Source organism: Deinococcus depolymerans (assembly GCF_039522025.1).
Lineage (GTDB): Bacteria > Deinococcota > Deinococci > Deinococcales > Deinococcaceae > Deinococcus > Deinococcus depolymerans.
In genome coordinates, this window is sequence record NZ_BAAADB010000012.1 from 207,827 (window position 1) to 224,360 (window position 16,534).

The window sequence follows — 16,534 nt, forward strand, 5'->3', positions numbered from 1 at the left end:
GGCCGGCTCCTCGGCCGGACAGGCACGCCGCATATGCACGGACCGCAGGCTCCCCCATCCACCACTAGGCCAGAAGGCTTACCCCCCCGGTTCGCCCCCGGCATGGGACGCCGCGCACCATGGCCGCATGACCCACGCACACCGCACCGACCACCTCCCCACCCTGCGCCCCCTGCGCGCCGCCGACGCCGCAGCCGTCGCCCGCCTCGTGACCGAGGGCGTGCGCGGCCACTGGACCTACGCACCCGAACACTTCCGGGAGGCGCAGCCCGGCACCCGCCCCACCCGCCTCGTCGCCGAGCAGGACGGCGTGGTGATCGCCACCGCACGCCTCGCACCGTTCGGGGAGGGCGTGCCGGACGCCCTGCGCCTGGACGTGGCCGGGGACGCTGCCTGCTTCACGCCGCTGCTGCTGGCGCAGCTGGCCGAAGCGCCGGGCGGGTTCCGGCGCGTGCTGGGCGTCACCCGCGAGGACTTCACGGAGCAGATGACCTTCTTCGCGGCGGCCGGGTTCCGCAACGCCTGGCAGTCCTGGGGCGCGCACCTGGACCTGACCACCTTCGACCCCGCGCTCTTCGAGGCAGCGCAGGAGCGGCTGTTCCTGGCGGGGTACGAACCCGAACGCCTCACCCCGGACGCCCCCGACGCCGACTGGGACGCCCTGCACGCGCTGCACCAGACTGGCGTGCGCGACCAGCCGCGCAACCCCACCACCACGCCCGACCCCCTCACCCGTGACGGGCTGCGCGACGTCATCCGGCGGGAGGAGGCCGCGTTCGTCACGCGCTGGCGCGGGCAGATCGTCGCCCTGACCCGCCTCACCCCACGTGGCACGGAAGTGGACAGCGAGGGAACCGTCACCCACCCGGACCACCGCCGCCGGGGCGTGATGACCGCCCTGAAAGCCCACGCGCTGACCTGGGCGAAAGGGGAGGGGTTCGCGCACGCCGGGACGGGCGGCACGGTCCTGAACCTCCCCATGCTGCGCGTGAACACCCGCCTGGGCTACCGCACGGAACGCATGTGGATCACCTGGGAGAAAGACCTCTGAGCGCAGGCACACGCTGCATATCCCGCCCGGACGCCCTGAAACAGGGGCGTGTCAGGGCGGGTTTTCCGGTGCCTGTGCATAGGCTTGACGGTTCCTGCATTCCGGGGTATTCTGTTCCTATCAATCGAAAGAAACGCCGCCGCCCGCAGAGGCGGATTTTTTATTTGTTCCCGGCGTCCTTTCCGCCGGGTGCAGGCGGGGCGAACTGCGCCGCGCCGCCCGCCGCGTCGAACTCGACCTGAAGGTCGGCCACGGGCTGCTCCGGGCGGCTGGCCGGATCGCCGGGCAGGGTCTTCGCAAAGATCTCCAGCGCGTCCGGGTACCCGTCGCCGTCCGCGTCCCCGTTCGATTCGAGCAGGACTGACAGCGCCTGCGGGAACTTCACGGCGCGGCCCGCCTCCGCCTCGCGGCGGAAGGTCGCCTGGATGGCCTGCCCGAACGGGTTCCAGGGCGCACCGCCCGACCCGCGCACGTGGCAGTACGTGCAGGGCATCACGCGGCGGTCCAGCTGCCACAGCTCGTTCCCATCCGTCAGGTGCAGTTGCGGCGCGGCCTGCAGGCGGTACTTCGGGAGGGCCAGCGCCGCGCCGCCCAGCAGCGCCGCCAGCGCCAGCGTCACCCTGCCTGCGGCCTTCATGCCAGCCAGCCCGGACCCCGGAAGTCGCCGTTCAGGATCTCGCGGGCGTTCAGGCCCAGCCAGCCGCTCAGCGCCTCGGCGTACACGCCCCGGAAATCCTGCCGGTACTTGATGTCCCCGTCCGACAGGTCCTCCAGGTCCGGGCTGCTGCCGTGAATGCCGCCCCTGACACCCTGCCCGAGCGCGAACATCACGCTGCCCTTGCCGTGATCGGTGCCGGCGCTGCCGTTCTCGGCGACGCGCCGCCCGAACTCGGAGAAGCCCATGACGACCACGTTCTCGGCCAGCCCCTGCCGTTCCAGGTCCGCGTGGAATGCCGCGAGACCCGACGCGAGCGTGCCCAGCAGTTCGTCCTGCTCGGCGCGCTGCCCGGCGTGCGTGTCGAAGCCGCCCAGCGACACGTACAGCACCCGCTGCCCCACCCCGGCGGCGATCAGGCGGGCCGTGTCGCGCAGCTGCGCCGCGAACTTCCCGTCCGGATACGTCGCGCCCGAACGGTACTTCTGGGCGTTGGCCTGCACGCGCGCCGTGTTCTTCATCATCTGCCGGGTCGCCTGCGTCAGGAACGCCGCCTCACCGCTCCTGGCGGCGTCCAGCATGTCCCCGAACGCGCCACCCAGACCCTGCGGGAGTTTCAGCTGGAAGTTCTCGACCGTGTCGATGCTGGGCAGGCTGAACTCGCTGGCCCGCAGCGCCTGCGGCGTGGCCGCGCCGATGTTGCTGGCGCAGAACGGATCGCCGATCTTCTCGGCCAGACGGCCGATCCAGCCGTCCGACTGCGCCTGCGAGGGGTCCGCCGTGTGCCAGATCGCCATGCTGGCAAAGTGACTGCGGTTCGGGTTCGGGTAGCCCACGTTCTCCATCCAGGCCATGCGGCCACTGTCCCACAGGCCCATCAGCGGCCGCAGCGCGGGGTGCATGCCCAGGTCCGGCGTGAGGGTCAGCACGTCCTTCCTCGGGATGGCGATGGTGGGCCGCGCGGCGTAGTACGCGCCGTTGCTGTACGGAACGAGGGTGTTCAGGCCGTCGTTCCCGCCGGTCAGCTGAATCACGACCAGGGTCTTGCTGCCGCCGGCCTGCGCGGCGGCGCGCGCCAGGAAGCCCGGCATGCCGGTCGTGGCGGCCGCCGCCAGCGCGGAGAGTTTCAGGAAATCACGTCGGTTCGTCACGGATAAACCTCCCGGAAGGTTCAGAAAGAACAGGAAGAAAAGAACAGGAAGAACAGTGTCGGGCACGGTGCCCGCAGCCCACAGCCCGGCCGCCGGACAGGGTCAGGCGAGCTGGAATTCGGGGCTGATCAGGTGCAGGTACGTCGCCTGCTGCGGGTTCAGCTTCAGGGTGGCCGCCGCGCTGGGCGGGCGTTCCAGGCCGGTCAGCGCCAGCGCGGACGGCGCGGCCGTCAGGGGCGGAGCCTTGCCGCCCAGCGTCAGGGCCGCCGCGAGCTGCAGGCGCAGCAGCAGGGTGGTGTCGTTGATCCACTCGCGCCCGCCGTCCCAGCCCTTGACGTTCTCGGGTTGCAGCAGCACCTGCCCCATGCGCCCGGCCGTCTGCGTGAGGTTCAACAGGGCCTTGGCATCCAGTTTCGGCTGCCCCAGGGTGCGCAGCGCGCCCACCACGTACTCGACCGGACTGCGGATGATCCGCGCGCGGCTGGCGTAGAAGGCCTCGCTGGCCAGCAGTTCCTCCAGCACGGCCCGCACGTTCCCGTTCGTGCGCCGCCACGTCTCGGCGCTGCCCTGCACGGCCGCCTCGTCCGGCGTGTCGGCCAGGAACGCGCGGTGCAGTTTGCGGCTCACGAACGCGGCCGTCCGCGGGTGCGTGGCGGCCAGCCGGACGATGTCCTCGCCGCGCAGCTCTCCGCTGTGGCCCAGGTACGTCTTGCGGCCCGGATCGTGCTGCCGTTCCAGGAACACGAACCGTGACGGTTCCAGGTAGTTCTGGTTGCCGCGCCCACCCTCGAAGGTCCAGCCGGTCAGGGCGCGCGCGCCCTCGCGCACGTCCTCCTCGGAGTACGGCCCGATGCCGGTCGTGAACAGTTCCAGCAGCTCCCGGCTGAAATTCTCGTTCGGTTTCCCCCGGCGGTTCTGGTCGTTGTCGAGGTAGCGCAGCATCGCCGGGGACTGCGCGACCTCCAGCGTGAACCGCTCGAAACTCGCGGTCGCCGCGTGCCGCCGCAGCAGCCCCAGGTACCCGGCCAGCGCGTGCACGTTCCGGACCTTGTCGGTGCCGACCACGAAGTGATTGCTCCAGGTCAGGGCCAGTTTCTCGCGCAGCGGGTGCGGGCCGTACACCAGCTCGAACAGCCACGCGCCGCGCGTCAGCTGGATCATCGGCCCCGGCCCGGCCCCCTGCATGGGATCGAAGGGATTGCCGGGCGCGGTCGTCTGGTCGAACGCCAGGGCCTCGCGCGCGGCCGTGCGGGCGTCCTTGCCCACCAGCGCGCGGATCTGCGCGTCGGTCGCGCCGAACGCCGTGCGGCGCAGGAAGTGCGCGGCGTCCTCGGCCGTGAGCTTGCGGGTCAGGGGGGTCAGGGTCATGGGGTCTCCTTGAAACGGGGTGCGGTGAACCGTGGTCTAGGGATTGGAGTCCCCCGGCCCCGCAAAAGTTCCCAGGGCGTCCGGCGAGGCCCGCCGCACCCCCGCCAGCGCCGCGCGCAACTCGGTGTCCGGGAGGTTCCCGACCAGCCACACGAACGCGTTCCCCACCCGCCGGGACGCCACGCCCGGCGCACCCCGGACGTCCTGCGGGGCCAGCACCAGCGCCAGCACGTTCAGGCCGTCACTCAGGGCGATTTCCAGGCCGCCCGCCTCGCGGGTACGGACGCCCACCGGCGTGAACCCCGCCGGGAGACTCAGGCCCGGCAGCGCCCGCCCCAGCGCCACGCGCAGCCCCGCCGGAATGGCCGTCACCGCCGCCGCGACCTTCACCGGCGCGGCGTTCACCTTCAGGAACGCCGCGCGGCGCACCACCGCACCGTCCGCGCGGCGTTCCTCGAAGGCCAGCGGCACGTTCCACGCGCGGTCCACCCACAGCGACCAGCGGCCCGCGCCGCCCACCTTCGGCGTCAGGTCGAAGCGCACGGCGTCCCGGCCTGCCACGGACTGCGGCCCGGCGCTGACCACCGTGAAATTCTTCAGCAGCAGCGCCGGCCGCACCGCCACGACCGGCAGGGCGTTCGCGGCGCGGGTGGGCACGGCGCGCGGCGGGAACAGCACCGTCACCTCGGCCTGCCCGCGCGCCGCGAGCGTCCGCGCCCGCTTCAGGGCAGAGAGCAGGTCGTCCGTGTCGCTGGCATGCGCCGCGCCGCCCAGCGCGGCGAGCAGCAGGGCGGTTCCCAGCCGCGCGGCCCGCCTCACCAGCCCTCTCCCCAGGCGCTCTGGTAGGCGTCGTACGCCGCGCTGCTCGGCAGGGCCGGGGTGGGGCGCAGCACGGTCAGGCCCGCCACGACCGCCGCCGAGGCGAGCGCCGCCGACACCCACCCGGCCCGCCGGGTCCGCTGCTGCGCCTGCCGCGCACGGTGGCCCGTCAGGAACCGCCCGGCCGCGCCGTGATCCTCGGGCGTCAGGGTGCGGGCCTGCGCCAGCAGGGTGTCCAGGTCAGGGTCCGGCAGGTCATTCGGGTGGTCAGTCATGGGGGGTCACTCCGGCGCAGGTCAGCCACGCCCGCAGGGCCGCGCGGCCCCGATTGATGCGGCTCTTGACGGTGCCGAGTTCCGCGCCGGTCAGCGCGGCGATCTCGGCGTACTCCAGGCCCGACACCTCGCGCAGCGTCACCGCCTCGCGCTGCTCGGGCGGCAGGGTCCGCAGCGCCGCCGAGAGCTGCTCGCGGAGCTGCGTGACCTCGGCGGCGCGCGTCAGGTTCTGCGCGGAGGCGGGTTCCGGCGCGTCCTCCAGCGGCACGCTGGGACGGTGGCGGCCCAGGGTTTTCGTGCAGGCGTTCAGGGTGATGCGGTGCAGCCACGTGCTGAACTGCGCGTCTCCCCGGAAGCCCCGCAGGCCCCGGTGCGCGGCCACGAACACGTCCTGCACGACCTCGTCCGCCGCGCCCGGCCCGACGTTCAGCGCCGCCAGCCGGTGCACGGCCGGCGCGTGACGGGTCACGAGCACCTCGAAGGCCCGCTCGTCCCGCACGGCCAGCCGCGCGAGTTCCGGGTCAGACAGGGAATCCAGGGCGTCATTCAAGGTCACCTCACAGCTTAGAGGTCCCGTCACCTGGAAAAGTTCCGCCCGCCTGCCCCGCACCCCCCCCGGCTACACTGGGGGGCATGACGGCCCGTTCCCTCTCGCCTTCCGCCGAGGATTACCTCAAGCACCTGCTGCGCCTCGGGCAGACGGGCAAGGTCAGCACCCAGGCACTGGCCGACGCCCTGAACGTCGCGCCCGCCAGCGCCACCGGCATGCTGCGAAAACTGACCGAACAGGGCCTCGTGTCGCACGCCCCGTACCAGGGCGCCCGCCTGACCGCCGAGGGTGAACGCGTCGCCATGGAAGTCCTGCGCCACCACCGCCTGCTGGAACTGTTCCTGCACCGCGCGCTCGGCGTGCCGCTCGACGAACTGCACGAGGAGGCCGAGCGGCTCGAGCACGCCCTGAGCGAACGCCTGGAAGCCCGCATCGCCGCGTGGCTGGGCGACCCCACGCACGACCCGCACGGCGACCCGATCCCCACCCTGCAGGGCGAGATGCCCACCCGCGCCGAGCGCCGCCTGTCGCAGCAGGCCGTGGGCGACGAGGTGACCGTCACGCGCGTCCCGGACGGAGACGCCGGGCAACTGCGGACCCTGCTGAACGTGGGCCTGACCCCCGGCGCGACCCTGGAAGTCCGCGAGATCGACACGGCCCTGGGCACCCTGACCGTCTGGGTGGACGGACACACCCTGACCGTGTCGCTGGGGGTCGCCGCGCAGGTGCACGTGGCCGCGCCCCACGCATGACGCTGCCCGCCTCCCACCCGGGCCGCGTCCGGCGGCAGCTGCGGGCCGCGCACCTGGCCCTGACGTTCCTGACGACCCTGCCGCTGCCGCACGTCACCGAGATCCGGGACGGGGACTTCGCGCGGGCCAGCGCGTACTACCCGCTCGCCGGGTACGCCGTGGGCGGCGTGGTGACGGGGCTGCTGTGGCTGGACGTGCCGCTGCCCGGCGGCGTGACCGCCGCGCTGGGCGTGGGCGCGTGGCTGCTGCTGACCGGGATGCTGCACTTCGACGGACTGGTGGACAGCGCCGACGCCCTGTTCGCCATGAAGACCCCCGCGGAGCGGCTGGTGATCCTGCGCGACGTGCACGTGGGCGCGTTCGGACTGGCGACCGGGGGGCTGTCCCTGCTGCTGCTCTGGAGTCTGCTGTCGGCCCCCATTCCGCCGCTGGCGCCGCTGGTGGCTGCCGTGGCGGCGCGGACGCTGCTACTGATTCCCATGAACACCTACCCCGCCGCGCGTGCCGAGAGCCTGGGCGCCCGCTCGCGCGAGGGTCGCCTCTGGGCCGCGCTGCTGCTCGCCGCGCCCACCCTGCTGATCCCCGGCGCGTGGGCGGCGTGGCTCTCGGCCCTGGTGGGCGCGCTGCTGGTGGCGGCATTCGCGGCGCGGCGGCTGGGCGGCGGCCTGAACGGCGACACGTACGGCATGATCGTGGTCACGGCGGAACTGCTCGCGCTGACCGCGTTCGCCTGGGGTCGCTGAGCATGCCCGGGGGCCTGACGCTGCATCTGGTGCGTCACGCGCCCACCCTCCCGAACGCGCAGCGCCGTTACCCGCACCCGCACGAGGACGCGCCCCTCACGCCCGCCGGGGCAGAACTGGCCCGCCGCCTCGACCTGCCCCGGGGCGCGCTGGCGTTCACGTCCCCGCTGGGCCGCGCCCGGCAGACCGCGCGGCTGGCCGGCTTCCCGCACGCCCTGCCCCAACCCGCGCTGGCAGAGGCGAGTTTCGGCGTGATGGCCGGGCACACCTGGACCGAACTGGAAGCCGCGCACGGCGACGCGCCCCGCACCTGGATCGACGCGCTGGGCGACCCCCACAGCCCCCACGGTCCCCCCGGCGGCGACACCGGCCAGGGCTTTCACGCCCGCGTGCAGGCGTGGCTGGACACCCTGCCCGCCGGCGAGGCGGTGGCCTTCACGCACGCCGGGCCGCTGCTGGCCGCGCTGCGCCTCACCGTGGGCCTCGCGGCGGTCGCCACGCCGCCCGGCACGGTCGCCACGCTGCGCCGCGAAGGGGGGCACTGGTGGCTGACCGCGCTGCGCCCGCCTCCCTGAACGGGCAGAATGCCCGCTGATGCATCCTGACCTGACGGCCCTCCTGAACGCCATCCAGCCTGCCGACGCGGGGGTGATGACGCGGGCGCGGGCGCGGCAGGCGCAACTGACCAAACCCGCCGGGGCGCTGGGTGATCTGGAAGACCTCGCCGTGCGGTTGGCGGGCGTGCTGGGCAGCGAGCGCCCCGACCCGCGCGGCGTGGCAGTCATCGTCGCGGCCGGGGATCACGGCGTGGCCCGCGCGGGCGTCAGCGCCTACCCGCCCGAGGTGACCCCGGCGATGGTCGCGAACTTCCTGGCGGACACGCCCGCCGGGCCGGGCGGCGCGGCCGTGAACGCCCTGGCGCGGGCAGTGGGCGCGCGGGTGTACGTGATGGACGCCGGAGTGAACGCCGAGTTGCCGGAGCACCCGGCGCTGGTCCGCGCGGCCCTGCGGTGCGGCACGCATGACCTGAGCGTGCAGGCGGCCATGACACCGCAGGAGGCGCAGGCGCTGATCCTGGCAGGCGCGGCCCTGGCCCGCCGGGCCATCGAGGACGGCGCGGACATCCTGATTCCCGGCGAGATGGGCATCGGGAACACCACCCCGGCCGCCGCCATCACCGCCCGCCTCCTGAACCTGGACGCCGCGCAGGTCACGGGGCGCGGCACCGGCGTGGACGACGCGCGGCTGGCCCACAAGGTCGCCGTGATCCGCACGGCGCTGGACCGCACGCCCACCACCGACCCACTGGAGGTGCTCGCCCAGTTCGGCGGCTTCGAGATCGCGGCCATGCTGGGGGTCATGCTCCAGGCGGCAGCCTCACACCGGGCAGTGATCCTCGACGGTTTCGTGGAAGGCAGCGCCGCCCTGATCGGCGCCGCCCTCGCCCCGCACCTGCGCGACCACCTGTTCCCCGCCGGACAGTGCGCCGAGATCGGACACGCGGCGCAACTCGCGCACCTGGGCCTGAAGCCCATGTTCCACCTGAACCTCCGCCTGGGCGAGGGCACCGGCGGCGTGCTGGCCGCGCCGATGCTGCTCGGCGCGGCCGCCACCCTCCGCGAGATGCGAACCTTCGCCGAGGCGGGCGTGCCGGGCGCCTGATACGGACTGCCGTTTGTTTCGCCGAAAATCCGGAACTTCACCGGATTGCCAGCTCCACGTCCGGAACCCGCCCAGCTCCTCCTCTGCGGAGCAGCTCTACGAGTCGCATCCGCTCGGATTGAACGGCTTTGTCAGCCATTCAATCGGAGTCCGTATGAGGCGAGGAGCAGGAGCGGAGTCAGGGCCGCTACCCCCGGCGGGCATCCGTCAGATGACGCAGCGGCCCGCCCGCATCCCGGTTACGCTGGGCGCATGACCCGCTGGGCGGCCCTGCGCGCAGTCCTCTCACCCCGCACGGTGCTGGGAACGGGCCTGGACGCGTTGCTGATCGGGACGCTGTGCCTGCTGTGGCTCACGCGGCTGTTCTGGGGACACCCCTACATGCGCGTGACCGACGAGTGGACGAAGTTCATGTTCTTCGTGCCCATCACGGGATCGGTGGGCGTGGCGGCGTGGTTGTGCAGCCTGGGTCTGGCCGCGTGGCACCGCCCGCTCGACACGGCGTGGTGGCGCGTGGCGGCACAGGGGCTGCTGACGGGCGTGCTGGTGTCGTTCGTGGCGGGCGCGCTGTACTCGCTGCATGACCTGCTGAGCGCACCTCTGATTGTCCTGAGCCTGCTGCCGGTCGCGGCCACCATGGCGGTCATGATGGCGGCCATGTCGGGCCTGCTGCCGGTGGTGGGCTTCCTGACGAATCGCAGTGCCGCGTGGGTGCGCCGCCACGCGCAGGGGAGGTGACCTGAAGGCGGCGGTCATGGTGGGCGGCGCGCCGTTCAGCGAGAATGGCGCGCATGAGTGACCGGGAATTGAATTTTGCGCGGGAGATTCTGGGCAGCCGCAGTTACCGGGACGTGCCGGACGACGAGGTGCTGCGCGAGGCCGAGCGGTTGCTGGGTGACTGGATGAGCGGCGAGGCGCGCATGGAACGCCCAAAACTGTACGACCATTACGCGCTGCTGCTGCTGGCCCTGACGCGGCAGGTGCGGGCGCTGGAGTCGCGCGTGAGCGAACTGGAAGCCGCGCGGGAGCCGCAGTGACGGTGCGGGTGAAGGTGTGCGGCACGACCAGCGTGCGCGACGCGGTCCTGAGTGCCGAGGCCGGGGTGGACGCGCTGGGCTTCATCTTCGCGCCGGTCAGCAGGCGGCTGGTGACGCCGCAGGTGGCGCGCGAGGCGGGCCTGAACGTGGGGCCGGTCGTGGCACGCATCGGCGTCTTTCTGGGCCAGGGGCTGGACGAGGTGCTGCGCACCGCGGAGGCCGCGCGCGTCAGTGCCGTGCAGCTTCACGGGCCTTTGTCAAGTCTTTACGTGAGGCAGGTCGCCGCGTATTATCCCGTTCTGCGTGTCGTGCGCCCCGCCGATCTGGCGGCGGAGGCCGACATGTGGAGGGACGAACCCGGCGTGACCCTGATGCTGGACGCCCCGGAACCGGGCGGTGGTGTGCCGCTCGACTGGGCGGCGCTACGCGACGTGTTCCCGCGCGGGGCGTGGCTGGCCGGTGGGCTCGGCCCGGCGAACGTGGCGGCGGCCATTCAGGCCCTGAGGCCAGCCGCGGTCGACGCGGTCAGTCGGCTGGAAGCCAGGGCCGGCGTGAAGGACGGGCAGCTGGTGAGTGACTTCGTCCGTGCAGTCCGGTCCCTGTAACCAACAGGAGTTATCCACAGTGAAACGGAAGCCTGTGGATAACCGGCGCCCTGATGCGGAAGTGCGCGTGCCGCGTGACATTCTGCGACCGGGACGAACAAAAGACAGGCTGTCTGCCCTCCGGTGCGGACGCTTATCCACAGGCTTTCCACAGGGGTTGTGGATAAGCCTGTGGATAACTTTGGGAATTCACGCCGTGCGGCGCGGCCCCCCCGACCGGCGGCAGCACGGACGGCGCGCCGCAGAACGGCCCGCTCTGAACTCACTGTGTCAATGACCGCGATTCTACCGGTCGTGCCGGGCGCTGTACAGCCAGTCTGCACCCCCCACCCGCCCCTCACGGCAGGCCGAACCAGCCGGCCAGCACCCGCCCGGCCTCCACCACGTTCACGGGCGACCCCAGGTTCACGCCGGACCCCGCGAACGGCACGCGCGCCCGCGTGTGGCCCTTCACGCCCAGGTCCTCCAGGTTCCCGTGATCGCTGCTGACCACCACCCGCGCCCCCGCGTCCAGCAGTCCGGCCAGCAGGGCGTCCACCCGGCGCAGGTACGTGCGGCCCGCCGTCAGCGCGTCCGGCGGGACCGGCTGCGCGCCCGCGTGCCCCAGCAGGTCCCCGAACCACAGGTCCGCCGCGATCAGGTCATGCCCGGCTACGGCGTCCGCCAGGGCCGCGCCCAGCTGCCCCCAGCGTTCAGGGCTGCCTTCCTCCGGCCAGGGACGCGCGTACCCCAGGCCCAGCGTCGCGCCCACCAGCGGCACGCCCGGCGGGTTCAGCGGCCACCCCGCCGCGCGGAACGAGAACGGAAAGCACCCCATGCGGTTCCGGCCCCCTGCCGCCGCCGCCTCGAAGTAAGCCGGAACGTAATGGTTCACCAGCGCTGCCCGGCCGCCCGCCCGCGCCAGCCGCACCGGCAGGCTCTGCGCAGCCAGCAGGCGTTGCAGCGTCGGCCCCGGCTGCGGCCCGAAATGCTCACCCATCAGGGCCACGGCGTCCGTCCCGGTCAACCAGCAGGCCTGCCCCGTCCCGGACTGCGGCAGGCCCGGCACGCCCAGCGTCGCGTCCAGACACCGGCCCGCGTCCACCAGCGGCCGCAGCGCCGGGAGGTCCTGCTCCCACACGCTGCCCGGCGGCGCGTCATGCGGGTGCCCCACGCCGTCCAGCGCCAGCCACACGATTCCCCTCATGCGTGCTCCATCCGGGCAGCATAGTCCGCGTGGCCTGGATCACCGTGAGGGTCACACCGTCCACCTGCGGTGTGATCTGCACTGCAATTGACCCACCACCGTGATACGCTGTCAACATAATCAGGAGGCGAACTCATGAGCTACACCGTACAGATCCTCGACGAGACCACCACCCGCCCCCACCCCACCCCGGCCCTCACCCTCGACTTCACCGAGGAAACCGTCACCATCCGCGAACTCATCCGCCGCCGCGTCTACCAGGAATGCACCGACCACAACGCCACCCAGACCCAACGCTTCCGGGGGCTCGTCATCCCCGAAGGCATGGAACGCGACCTGAACAGCCCCACCCCCCCACGCCCACACCGCGTCCACTGGGAACAGCAGTACGCCCGCGCCACCGAAGCCTTCACCCGCAACGGCCTGATCATCCTGATCGGCGACCAGCAGGCCGAGAGCCTCGACGAGACCGTCACCCTGCGCCTCGACGAACCACTGGACGTCACCTTCCTCAAACTCACCCCACTGGTGGGGGGCTGAGCGATGATCACCACGACAACCAGCCATGGACGACATCAGATTAACGGGCGAGAGGTGGACGAGGCGACCTTCACCGCATTTCAGCAGCTTCTGACCCCTGCGGAGGCGGAGGCCAACCGGATCAACACGCTGCTGGAAGGCGAAGAGTTACGCCACGCAGCGGTTCGGCATCTGCTCAGTGAGGCCATCCGGCCCCACGCGGCCCTTCTGAAACCCGAGCTGGTCGCCGGGTGCGTGATGACCGCGTGGCAGCACTTCACCCCACCTGCGACGACCCTCCTGCACGAATGGTTCGGCCTCACCGCCGAGGTGCAGGGGCTTCTGCTGCCCCGTCTGCGCCACGCTGCGGCGGATGAAACCGCTCCGCTGCGGGTCGCCGCCACAGCGGCCGTCCGTCACCTGGACGAACTGCGTGATCTGGAACAGCGACTCGCTGACGCATCCGGGGAGGACGCGGCGAATCTATGGCTGGCCCTGCTCGTGAAACAGGTGCGCCTTGGACGCTATGACACGTCTCAGGTGCGGCAGCCCCCCCCGCTCCCCAGCATCCCAGCGGGTCAGCAGGGCTACCTGCTGGGCCGGGTCCTTGACCTTCACACCTCTGCACATCCTCAGACGGCGCCGCCACAGGTGGGGTGGAGGGAAGCTCCCAACGCCTGGAAGACAGCGTCTGACACGGCACTTCCCCACCTGCTTCAGGAAATTGGCGACGACGAGATCGCCCGTATCCTGGCTGTCAGGGTCGAACCGGAGGCCGCCCCTCTGAGTGCCTACGCCGATGTGTCCACCAAGGCATTCCTGCCTGCCCTGGTACAGAGGGCCACCAAGACCGCCATCTTGTCCCCATTGGCCCTGGCCGCAGCGCGGCGCTCGGCACTGGTGACCTACTGGGGACCAACGGCTGAAAAGTACCCGTGGTGGAGCAGTGTTTCTAACATCTTGACGCCGGAACTGAATCCCGGTGAGGCGTGGTCGGATGCGGTGCTGGCTCGCCTGGACGCCCTGCCCCCGGAGCGGCGGGAGCCGTGGCCTGCGCTGATGGCGTTCGCGCGCACGGCGACAGCGGGCAAACCCACGGCGAAGTGGCTCAGGGATGCCGGAGCGCACGTGAAGGCGGTCGGGGCGGCGCCCTTCCGGGAGGTGTTGACGGACGCGTTGCCGCTGCTGTCCAGGCCCCGGACGTTCCGCCTGAATCCCGGACAGTACGGTGGTGATCCGAACCTGCTGCTGGACGAGTTCAACGCGCTGTCCCTGAAGGGGCTGCTGTGGATGGTGCCGCTGGCGGCGGATGACGCGTTGACGCGGGCGGTGGCGGGTGTGGCAGAGGCGGCGCTGCGGAAGGTGCCGGGCGTGGGGCCGCGCGCGCCGAAGATCGCGAACGCGGCGGTGTACGCGCTGTCGCGCACGGAGTCTGGGGCGGCGCTGTCGGCGCTGGCGCGACTGAACACGACCGTGACGTTCAAGGGCACGCTGAAGGAGGTGCGCAAGGCGCTGGATGTGGTGGCGGCGCGCCTGAACGTGACGCCGGACGAACTGCTGGAACTGGGCACGCCCACCCTGGGTCTGGGCGTGGTCGGCGAGCGGGTGGAGGTACTGGGGGACGTGCAGGTGCGGCTGAGCGTGGACGCGCGGGGCGCGCATCTGGAGTTCTCCCGCGCTGGTAAGCCGCTGAAAAGCGTGCCGGCGGCCGTGAAGAAGGACTTCGCGGAGGACCTGAAGGAGTTGAAGGCCGCGCAGAAGGAGGCCGAGCAGGTCACGGCGGCCCTGGCGCAGCGGCTGGACGCGCTGATGATCGAACCCCGCACCTGGGTGGGCGCAGCGTGGCTGGAACGGTATCTGAATCACCCGCTGGCCGGGACGGTGGCGCGCCGCCTGATCTGGCTGGTGGACGGCCTGCCCGCGCTGTGGGCTGAGGGTGACCTGCGGGACGTGCAGGGCGAGCCAGTGGCGGTGGCGCTGACCTCGGTCGTGGCGCTGTGGCACCCGATCGGGCGGAACGTGGATGAGGTGCTGGCGTGGCGCGCGCGGCTGGAGGCGCTGGACGTGCGGCAGCCGTTCAAGCAGGCGTGGCGTGAAGTGTACGTGCTGACGGACGCGGAGCGGCGTACGGGCACGTACTCGAACCGCTTCGCGGGGCACATTCTCAGGCAGCATCAGTTCCATGCGCTGGCGGCGCTGCGCGGGTGGCGCAACCGCCTGCGCCTGATGGTGGACGATTCCTACCCGCCCGCCATGCGTGACCTGCCCGCCTACGGCCTGCGCGCCGAGTACTGGATCGAGGGCGTCGGCGAGGACTACGGGACGGACAGCACGGAGTCCGGCGCGTACCTGCGCCTGACGACGGATCAGGTGCGCTTCTACCCGCTGGCCGCGCCAGAGAATCACGCGCACGCCGGGGGTGGCGGGTACAGCATGTGGGTGAATCAGGCGCAGCAGCCCCTGAATCCGCTGCCGCTGGCTGACATCCCGCCGCTGGTGCTGTCGGAGGTGCTGCGGGACGTGGACCTGTTCGTGGGCGTCGCGTCCGTCGGCAATGACCCGACGTGGCAGGACGGCGGTCCGGGCGGCCGCTTCCGGGAGTACTGGCAGTCGTACTCCTTCGGGGAACTGAACGAGACGGCCAGGACCCGCGCCGCGTACCTCGAACGCCTCATTCCGCGCCTGAAAATCCGGGACCGCCTCTCACTGGATGGCCGGTTCCTGCGGGTGCAGGGCGACCGGCGCGCGTACCGCATTCATCTGGGGTCTAGCAACATCCTGATGGAACCCAACGACCAGTACCTGTGCATCATCCCCGGCGGCAAGGGCAGTGGCCCGGACGTGGATTTCGACGGGGACCGGGTGCTGTCCCTGGTACTCAGCAAGGCGTTCCTGCTGGCCGACGATACCGCCATCACCGACCCCGTGATCCTGAACCAGCTGGCCCGCTGAACGCCCTCGCCTCCAACCGGGACCGGGTCATGCAGCGTGCGTGACCCGCTCCCGCCCGCATATCTTGACCGTCCCTGCATACCGCGCTATATTCTTGGACATCACCGCCCGCTAGGCGGTTTTTTTTATTGCTCCCTTCGCCTGCGCCGGATGGCGGATGCTGCGACCCCCCGCCGCCAGCTAGCGTGCGGGCATGACCCGTGACCTGCCCACTGGTACCCGCGTGACCCTGCATGCCGCGCAGGGGGACCTGCCGCCGGGCGCGGCGGGCGTGATCGTCGCGCGTGTGATCGTTCCGGGTGGTGGCAGCGTGTACGACGTGCAGTTCGGGGGCCGCGTGCGGGCCGTGAACCGCGTGCACCTGAAGGTCGAGCGGGCCGCCCTGGAGGCCCTGCCCCCCGTGCGCGGGGACCTGCGGCCGTTCGTGCAGTACGCCTGCGTGATGGGCAGTCGCGCTTTCGGGCTGGACACGACGCCAGCGACACGGACCTGCGCGGGTTCTACCTGCCGCCCGCCCGCCTGACCTGGGGCCTGAGCGACCCGCCCGAGCAGCTGGAGTTCGCCTCGCCGGCCGGGCCGGGGCCGGGCACCGAGGAGGTGTACTGGGAGGCCCGTAAGTTCGTGCGGCTGGCCCTGAAAGCCAACCCGAACGTGCTGGAGGTGCTGTTCTCGCCCATGCCCGTGCAGGTCACGCCGGTCGCGCAGGCGCTGCTGGACATCCGGGGCGCGTTCCTGAGTCGCCTGATGTACGTCACGTACGGCGAGTACGTCCGCGCGCAGTTCCGCCGCCTCCAGGCGGACCGCGAGCGGCACGGCGAGGTCCGACCCAAGCACGCCATGCACCTGCTGCGCCTGCTGATCAGCGGCGCGCACGCCCTGCGGACCGGCGAGGTCATGGTGGACGTCGGCCCGCACCGCGAAGGGCTGCTGGCCGTGAAAAGCGGGCACCTGACCTGGGAGGCTGCCGGGGCGTGGCGGGAGGAACTGCACCGCGACTTCGAGCGGGCCTTCGCGGAGACGGATCTGCCCGAACGTCCCGACCATGACGCCGCGCAGGACTGGCTGATCGGGGCGCGGCGCGCGGCGCTGGACTGGTAGTGCAGGACAGGTGGCACACCCCGGCACACCTGGGCCAGGAGGCCTACGCCCCCGCCGCAGATGGCGGATGCCGCGCCGCCCGCGCGTGCGTAGGCTGCGGGGCGGTGATAA

At 71.8% G+C, this 16,534-nt stretch carries 19 protein-coding genes; 12 read left to right on the forward strand and 7 right to left on the reverse strand.

Annotated elements, in window-relative coordinates; all coding sequences use genetic code 11:
- Positions 1-127: 127 nt before the first annotated feature.
- A complete protein-coding gene (locus tag ABDZ66_RS08210) occupies positions 128-1,051 on the forward strand; it encodes a GNAT family N-acetyltransferase (RefSeq protein ID WP_343757640.1) in 924 nt (307 codons plus the stop codon).
- Between the two features lie 160 nt (positions 1,052-1,211).
- Here ABDZ66_RS08210 and ABDZ66_RS08215 read toward each other — a convergent pair whose 3' ends face one another.
- The 6 genes from ABDZ66_RS08215 to ABDZ66_RS08240 all read right to left on the reverse strand — a co-directional run bounded on the left by ABDZ66_RS08215 (position 1,212) and on the right by ABDZ66_RS08240 (position 5,875).
- Complete coding sequence (locus tag ABDZ66_RS08215) at positions 1,212-1,688, reverse strand: hypothetical protein (RefSeq protein ID WP_343757642.1); 477 nt, start codon at positions 1,686-1,688, stop codon at positions 1,212-1,214.
- Positions 1,685-2,857, reverse strand: a complete 1,173-nt coding sequence (locus tag ABDZ66_RS08220; protein ID WP_343757644.1) for a DUF1501 domain-containing protein — start codon at positions 2,855-2,857, stop codon at positions 1,685-1,687. The genes ABDZ66_RS08215 and ABDZ66_RS08220 overlap by 4 nt, the downstream gene beginning before the upstream one ends.
- 102 nt (positions 2,858-2,959) lie before the next feature.
- Entirely contained in the window at positions 2,960-4,225 is a 1,266-nt protein-coding gene (locus ABDZ66_RS08225) for a DUF1800 domain-containing protein (RefSeq protein ID WP_343757646.1), read from the reverse strand.
- Positions 4,226-4,261: 36 nt separating this feature from the next.
- Complete coding sequence (locus ABDZ66_RS08230) at positions 4,262-5,044, reverse strand: transcriptional regulator (RefSeq protein ID WP_343757649.1); 783 nt, start codon at positions 5,042-5,044, stop codon at positions 4,262-4,264.
- On the reverse strand, positions 5,041-5,319 hold the full coding sequence (locus ABDZ66_RS08235) for a hypothetical protein (RefSeq protein WP_343757651.1): 279 nt from the start codon (positions 5,317-5,319) through the stop codon (positions 5,041-5,043). The genes ABDZ66_RS08230 and ABDZ66_RS08235 overlap by 4 nt, the downstream gene beginning before the upstream one ends.
- Complete coding sequence (locus ABDZ66_RS08240) at positions 5,312-5,875, reverse strand: sigma-70 family RNA polymerase sigma factor (protein WP_343757653.1); 564 nt, start codon at positions 5,873-5,875, stop codon at positions 5,312-5,314. The genes ABDZ66_RS08235 and ABDZ66_RS08240 overlap by 8 nt, the downstream gene beginning before the upstream one ends.
- A gap of 77 nt (positions 5,876-5,952) precedes the next feature.
- Between ABDZ66_RS08240 and ABDZ66_RS08245 the strand changes: the two genes are divergently transcribed.
- The 7 genes from ABDZ66_RS08245 to ABDZ66_RS08275 all read left to right on the forward strand — a co-directional run bounded on the left by ABDZ66_RS08245 (position 5,953) and on the right by ABDZ66_RS08275 (position 10,668).
- Entirely contained in the window at positions 5,953-6,621 is a 669-nt protein-coding gene (locus ABDZ66_RS08245) for a metal-dependent transcriptional regulator (RefSeq protein WP_343757655.1), read from the forward strand.
- Positions 6,618-7,364, forward strand: a complete 747-nt coding sequence (locus tag ABDZ66_RS08250; protein ID WP_343757658.1) for an adenosylcobinamide-GDP ribazoletransferase — start codon at positions 6,618-6,620, stop codon at positions 7,362-7,364. The genes ABDZ66_RS08245 and ABDZ66_RS08250 overlap by 4 nt, the downstream gene beginning before the upstream one ends.
- A 2-nt stretch (positions 7,365-7,366) precedes the next feature.
- Positions 7,367-7,939, forward strand: coding sequence for a histidine phosphatase family protein (locus tag ABDZ66_RS08255; RefSeq protein WP_343757661.1), 573 nt, complete (start codon positions 7,367-7,369; stop codon positions 7,937-7,939).
- A gap of 19 nt (positions 7,940-7,958) precedes the next feature.
- Positions 7,959-9,026, forward strand: a complete 1,068-nt coding sequence (cobT, locus tag ABDZ66_RS08260; RefSeq protein WP_343757663.1) for a nicotinate-nucleotide--dimethylbenzimidazole phosphoribosyltransferase — start codon at positions 7,959-7,961, stop codon at positions 9,024-9,026.
- Positions 9,027-9,278: 252 nt separating this feature from the next.
- On the forward strand, positions 9,279-9,764 hold the full coding sequence (locus ABDZ66_RS08265; RefSeq protein ID WP_343757666.1) for a hypothetical protein: 486 nt from the start codon (positions 9,279-9,281) through the stop codon (positions 9,762-9,764).
- Positions 9,765-9,817: 53 nt separating this feature from the next.
- Positions 9,818-10,063 (forward strand): hypothetical protein, encoded by a 246-nt coding sequence (locus ABDZ66_RS08270; protein ID WP_343757668.1) that lies wholly within the window; start codon positions 9,818-9,820, stop codon positions 10,061-10,063.
- Positions 10,060-10,668, forward strand: coding sequence for a phosphoribosylanthranilate isomerase (locus ABDZ66_RS08275; RefSeq protein ID WP_343757670.1), 609 nt, complete (start codon positions 10,060-10,062; stop codon positions 10,666-10,668). Before ABDZ66_RS08270 ends, ABDZ66_RS08275 begins: the two co-directional genes overlap by 4 nt.
- A 337-nt stretch (positions 10,669-11,005) precedes the next feature.
- Here the strand turns inward: ABDZ66_RS08275 and ABDZ66_RS08280 are convergent, their stop codons facing one another.
- Positions 11,006-11,854: a metalloenzyme domain protein gene (locus tag ABDZ66_RS08280; protein WP_343757672.1), complete on the reverse strand. Its 849-nt coding sequence runs from the start codon at positions 11,852-11,854 to the stop codon at positions 11,006-11,008.
- Between the two features lie 135 nt (positions 11,855-11,989).
- On the opposite strand from ABDZ66_RS08280, the gene ABDZ66_RS08285 reads away from it, so the two are divergent.
- The 4 genes from ABDZ66_RS08285 to ABDZ66_RS08300 all read left to right on the forward strand — a co-directional run bounded on the left by ABDZ66_RS08285 (position 11,990) and on the right by ABDZ66_RS08300 (position 16,423).
- Entirely contained in the window at positions 11,990-12,394 is a 405-nt protein-coding gene (locus ABDZ66_RS08285; RefSeq protein WP_343757673.1) for a hypothetical protein, read from the forward strand.
- A gap of 939 nt (positions 12,395-13,333) precedes the next feature.
- Positions 13,334-15,325 carry a DUF4132 domain-containing protein gene (locus ABDZ66_RS08290; protein WP_343757675.1) on the forward strand — a complete coding sequence of 664 codons (1,992 nt, stop codon included), beginning with the start codon at positions 13,334-13,336 and terminating at the stop codon, positions 15,323-15,325.
- Between the two features lie 193 nt (positions 15,326-15,518).
- Entirely contained in the window at positions 15,519-15,848 is a 330-nt protein-coding gene (locus ABDZ66_RS08295) for a hypothetical protein (protein WP_343757677.1), read from the forward strand.
- An 8-nt stretch (positions 15,849-15,856) separates the two neighbouring features.
- Positions 15,857-16,423, forward strand: a complete 567-nt coding sequence (locus ABDZ66_RS08300) for a nucleotidyltransferase domain-containing protein (RefSeq protein WP_343757776.1) — start codon at positions 15,857-15,859, stop codon at positions 16,421-16,423.
- Positions 16,424-16,534 lie beyond the last annotated feature (111 nt).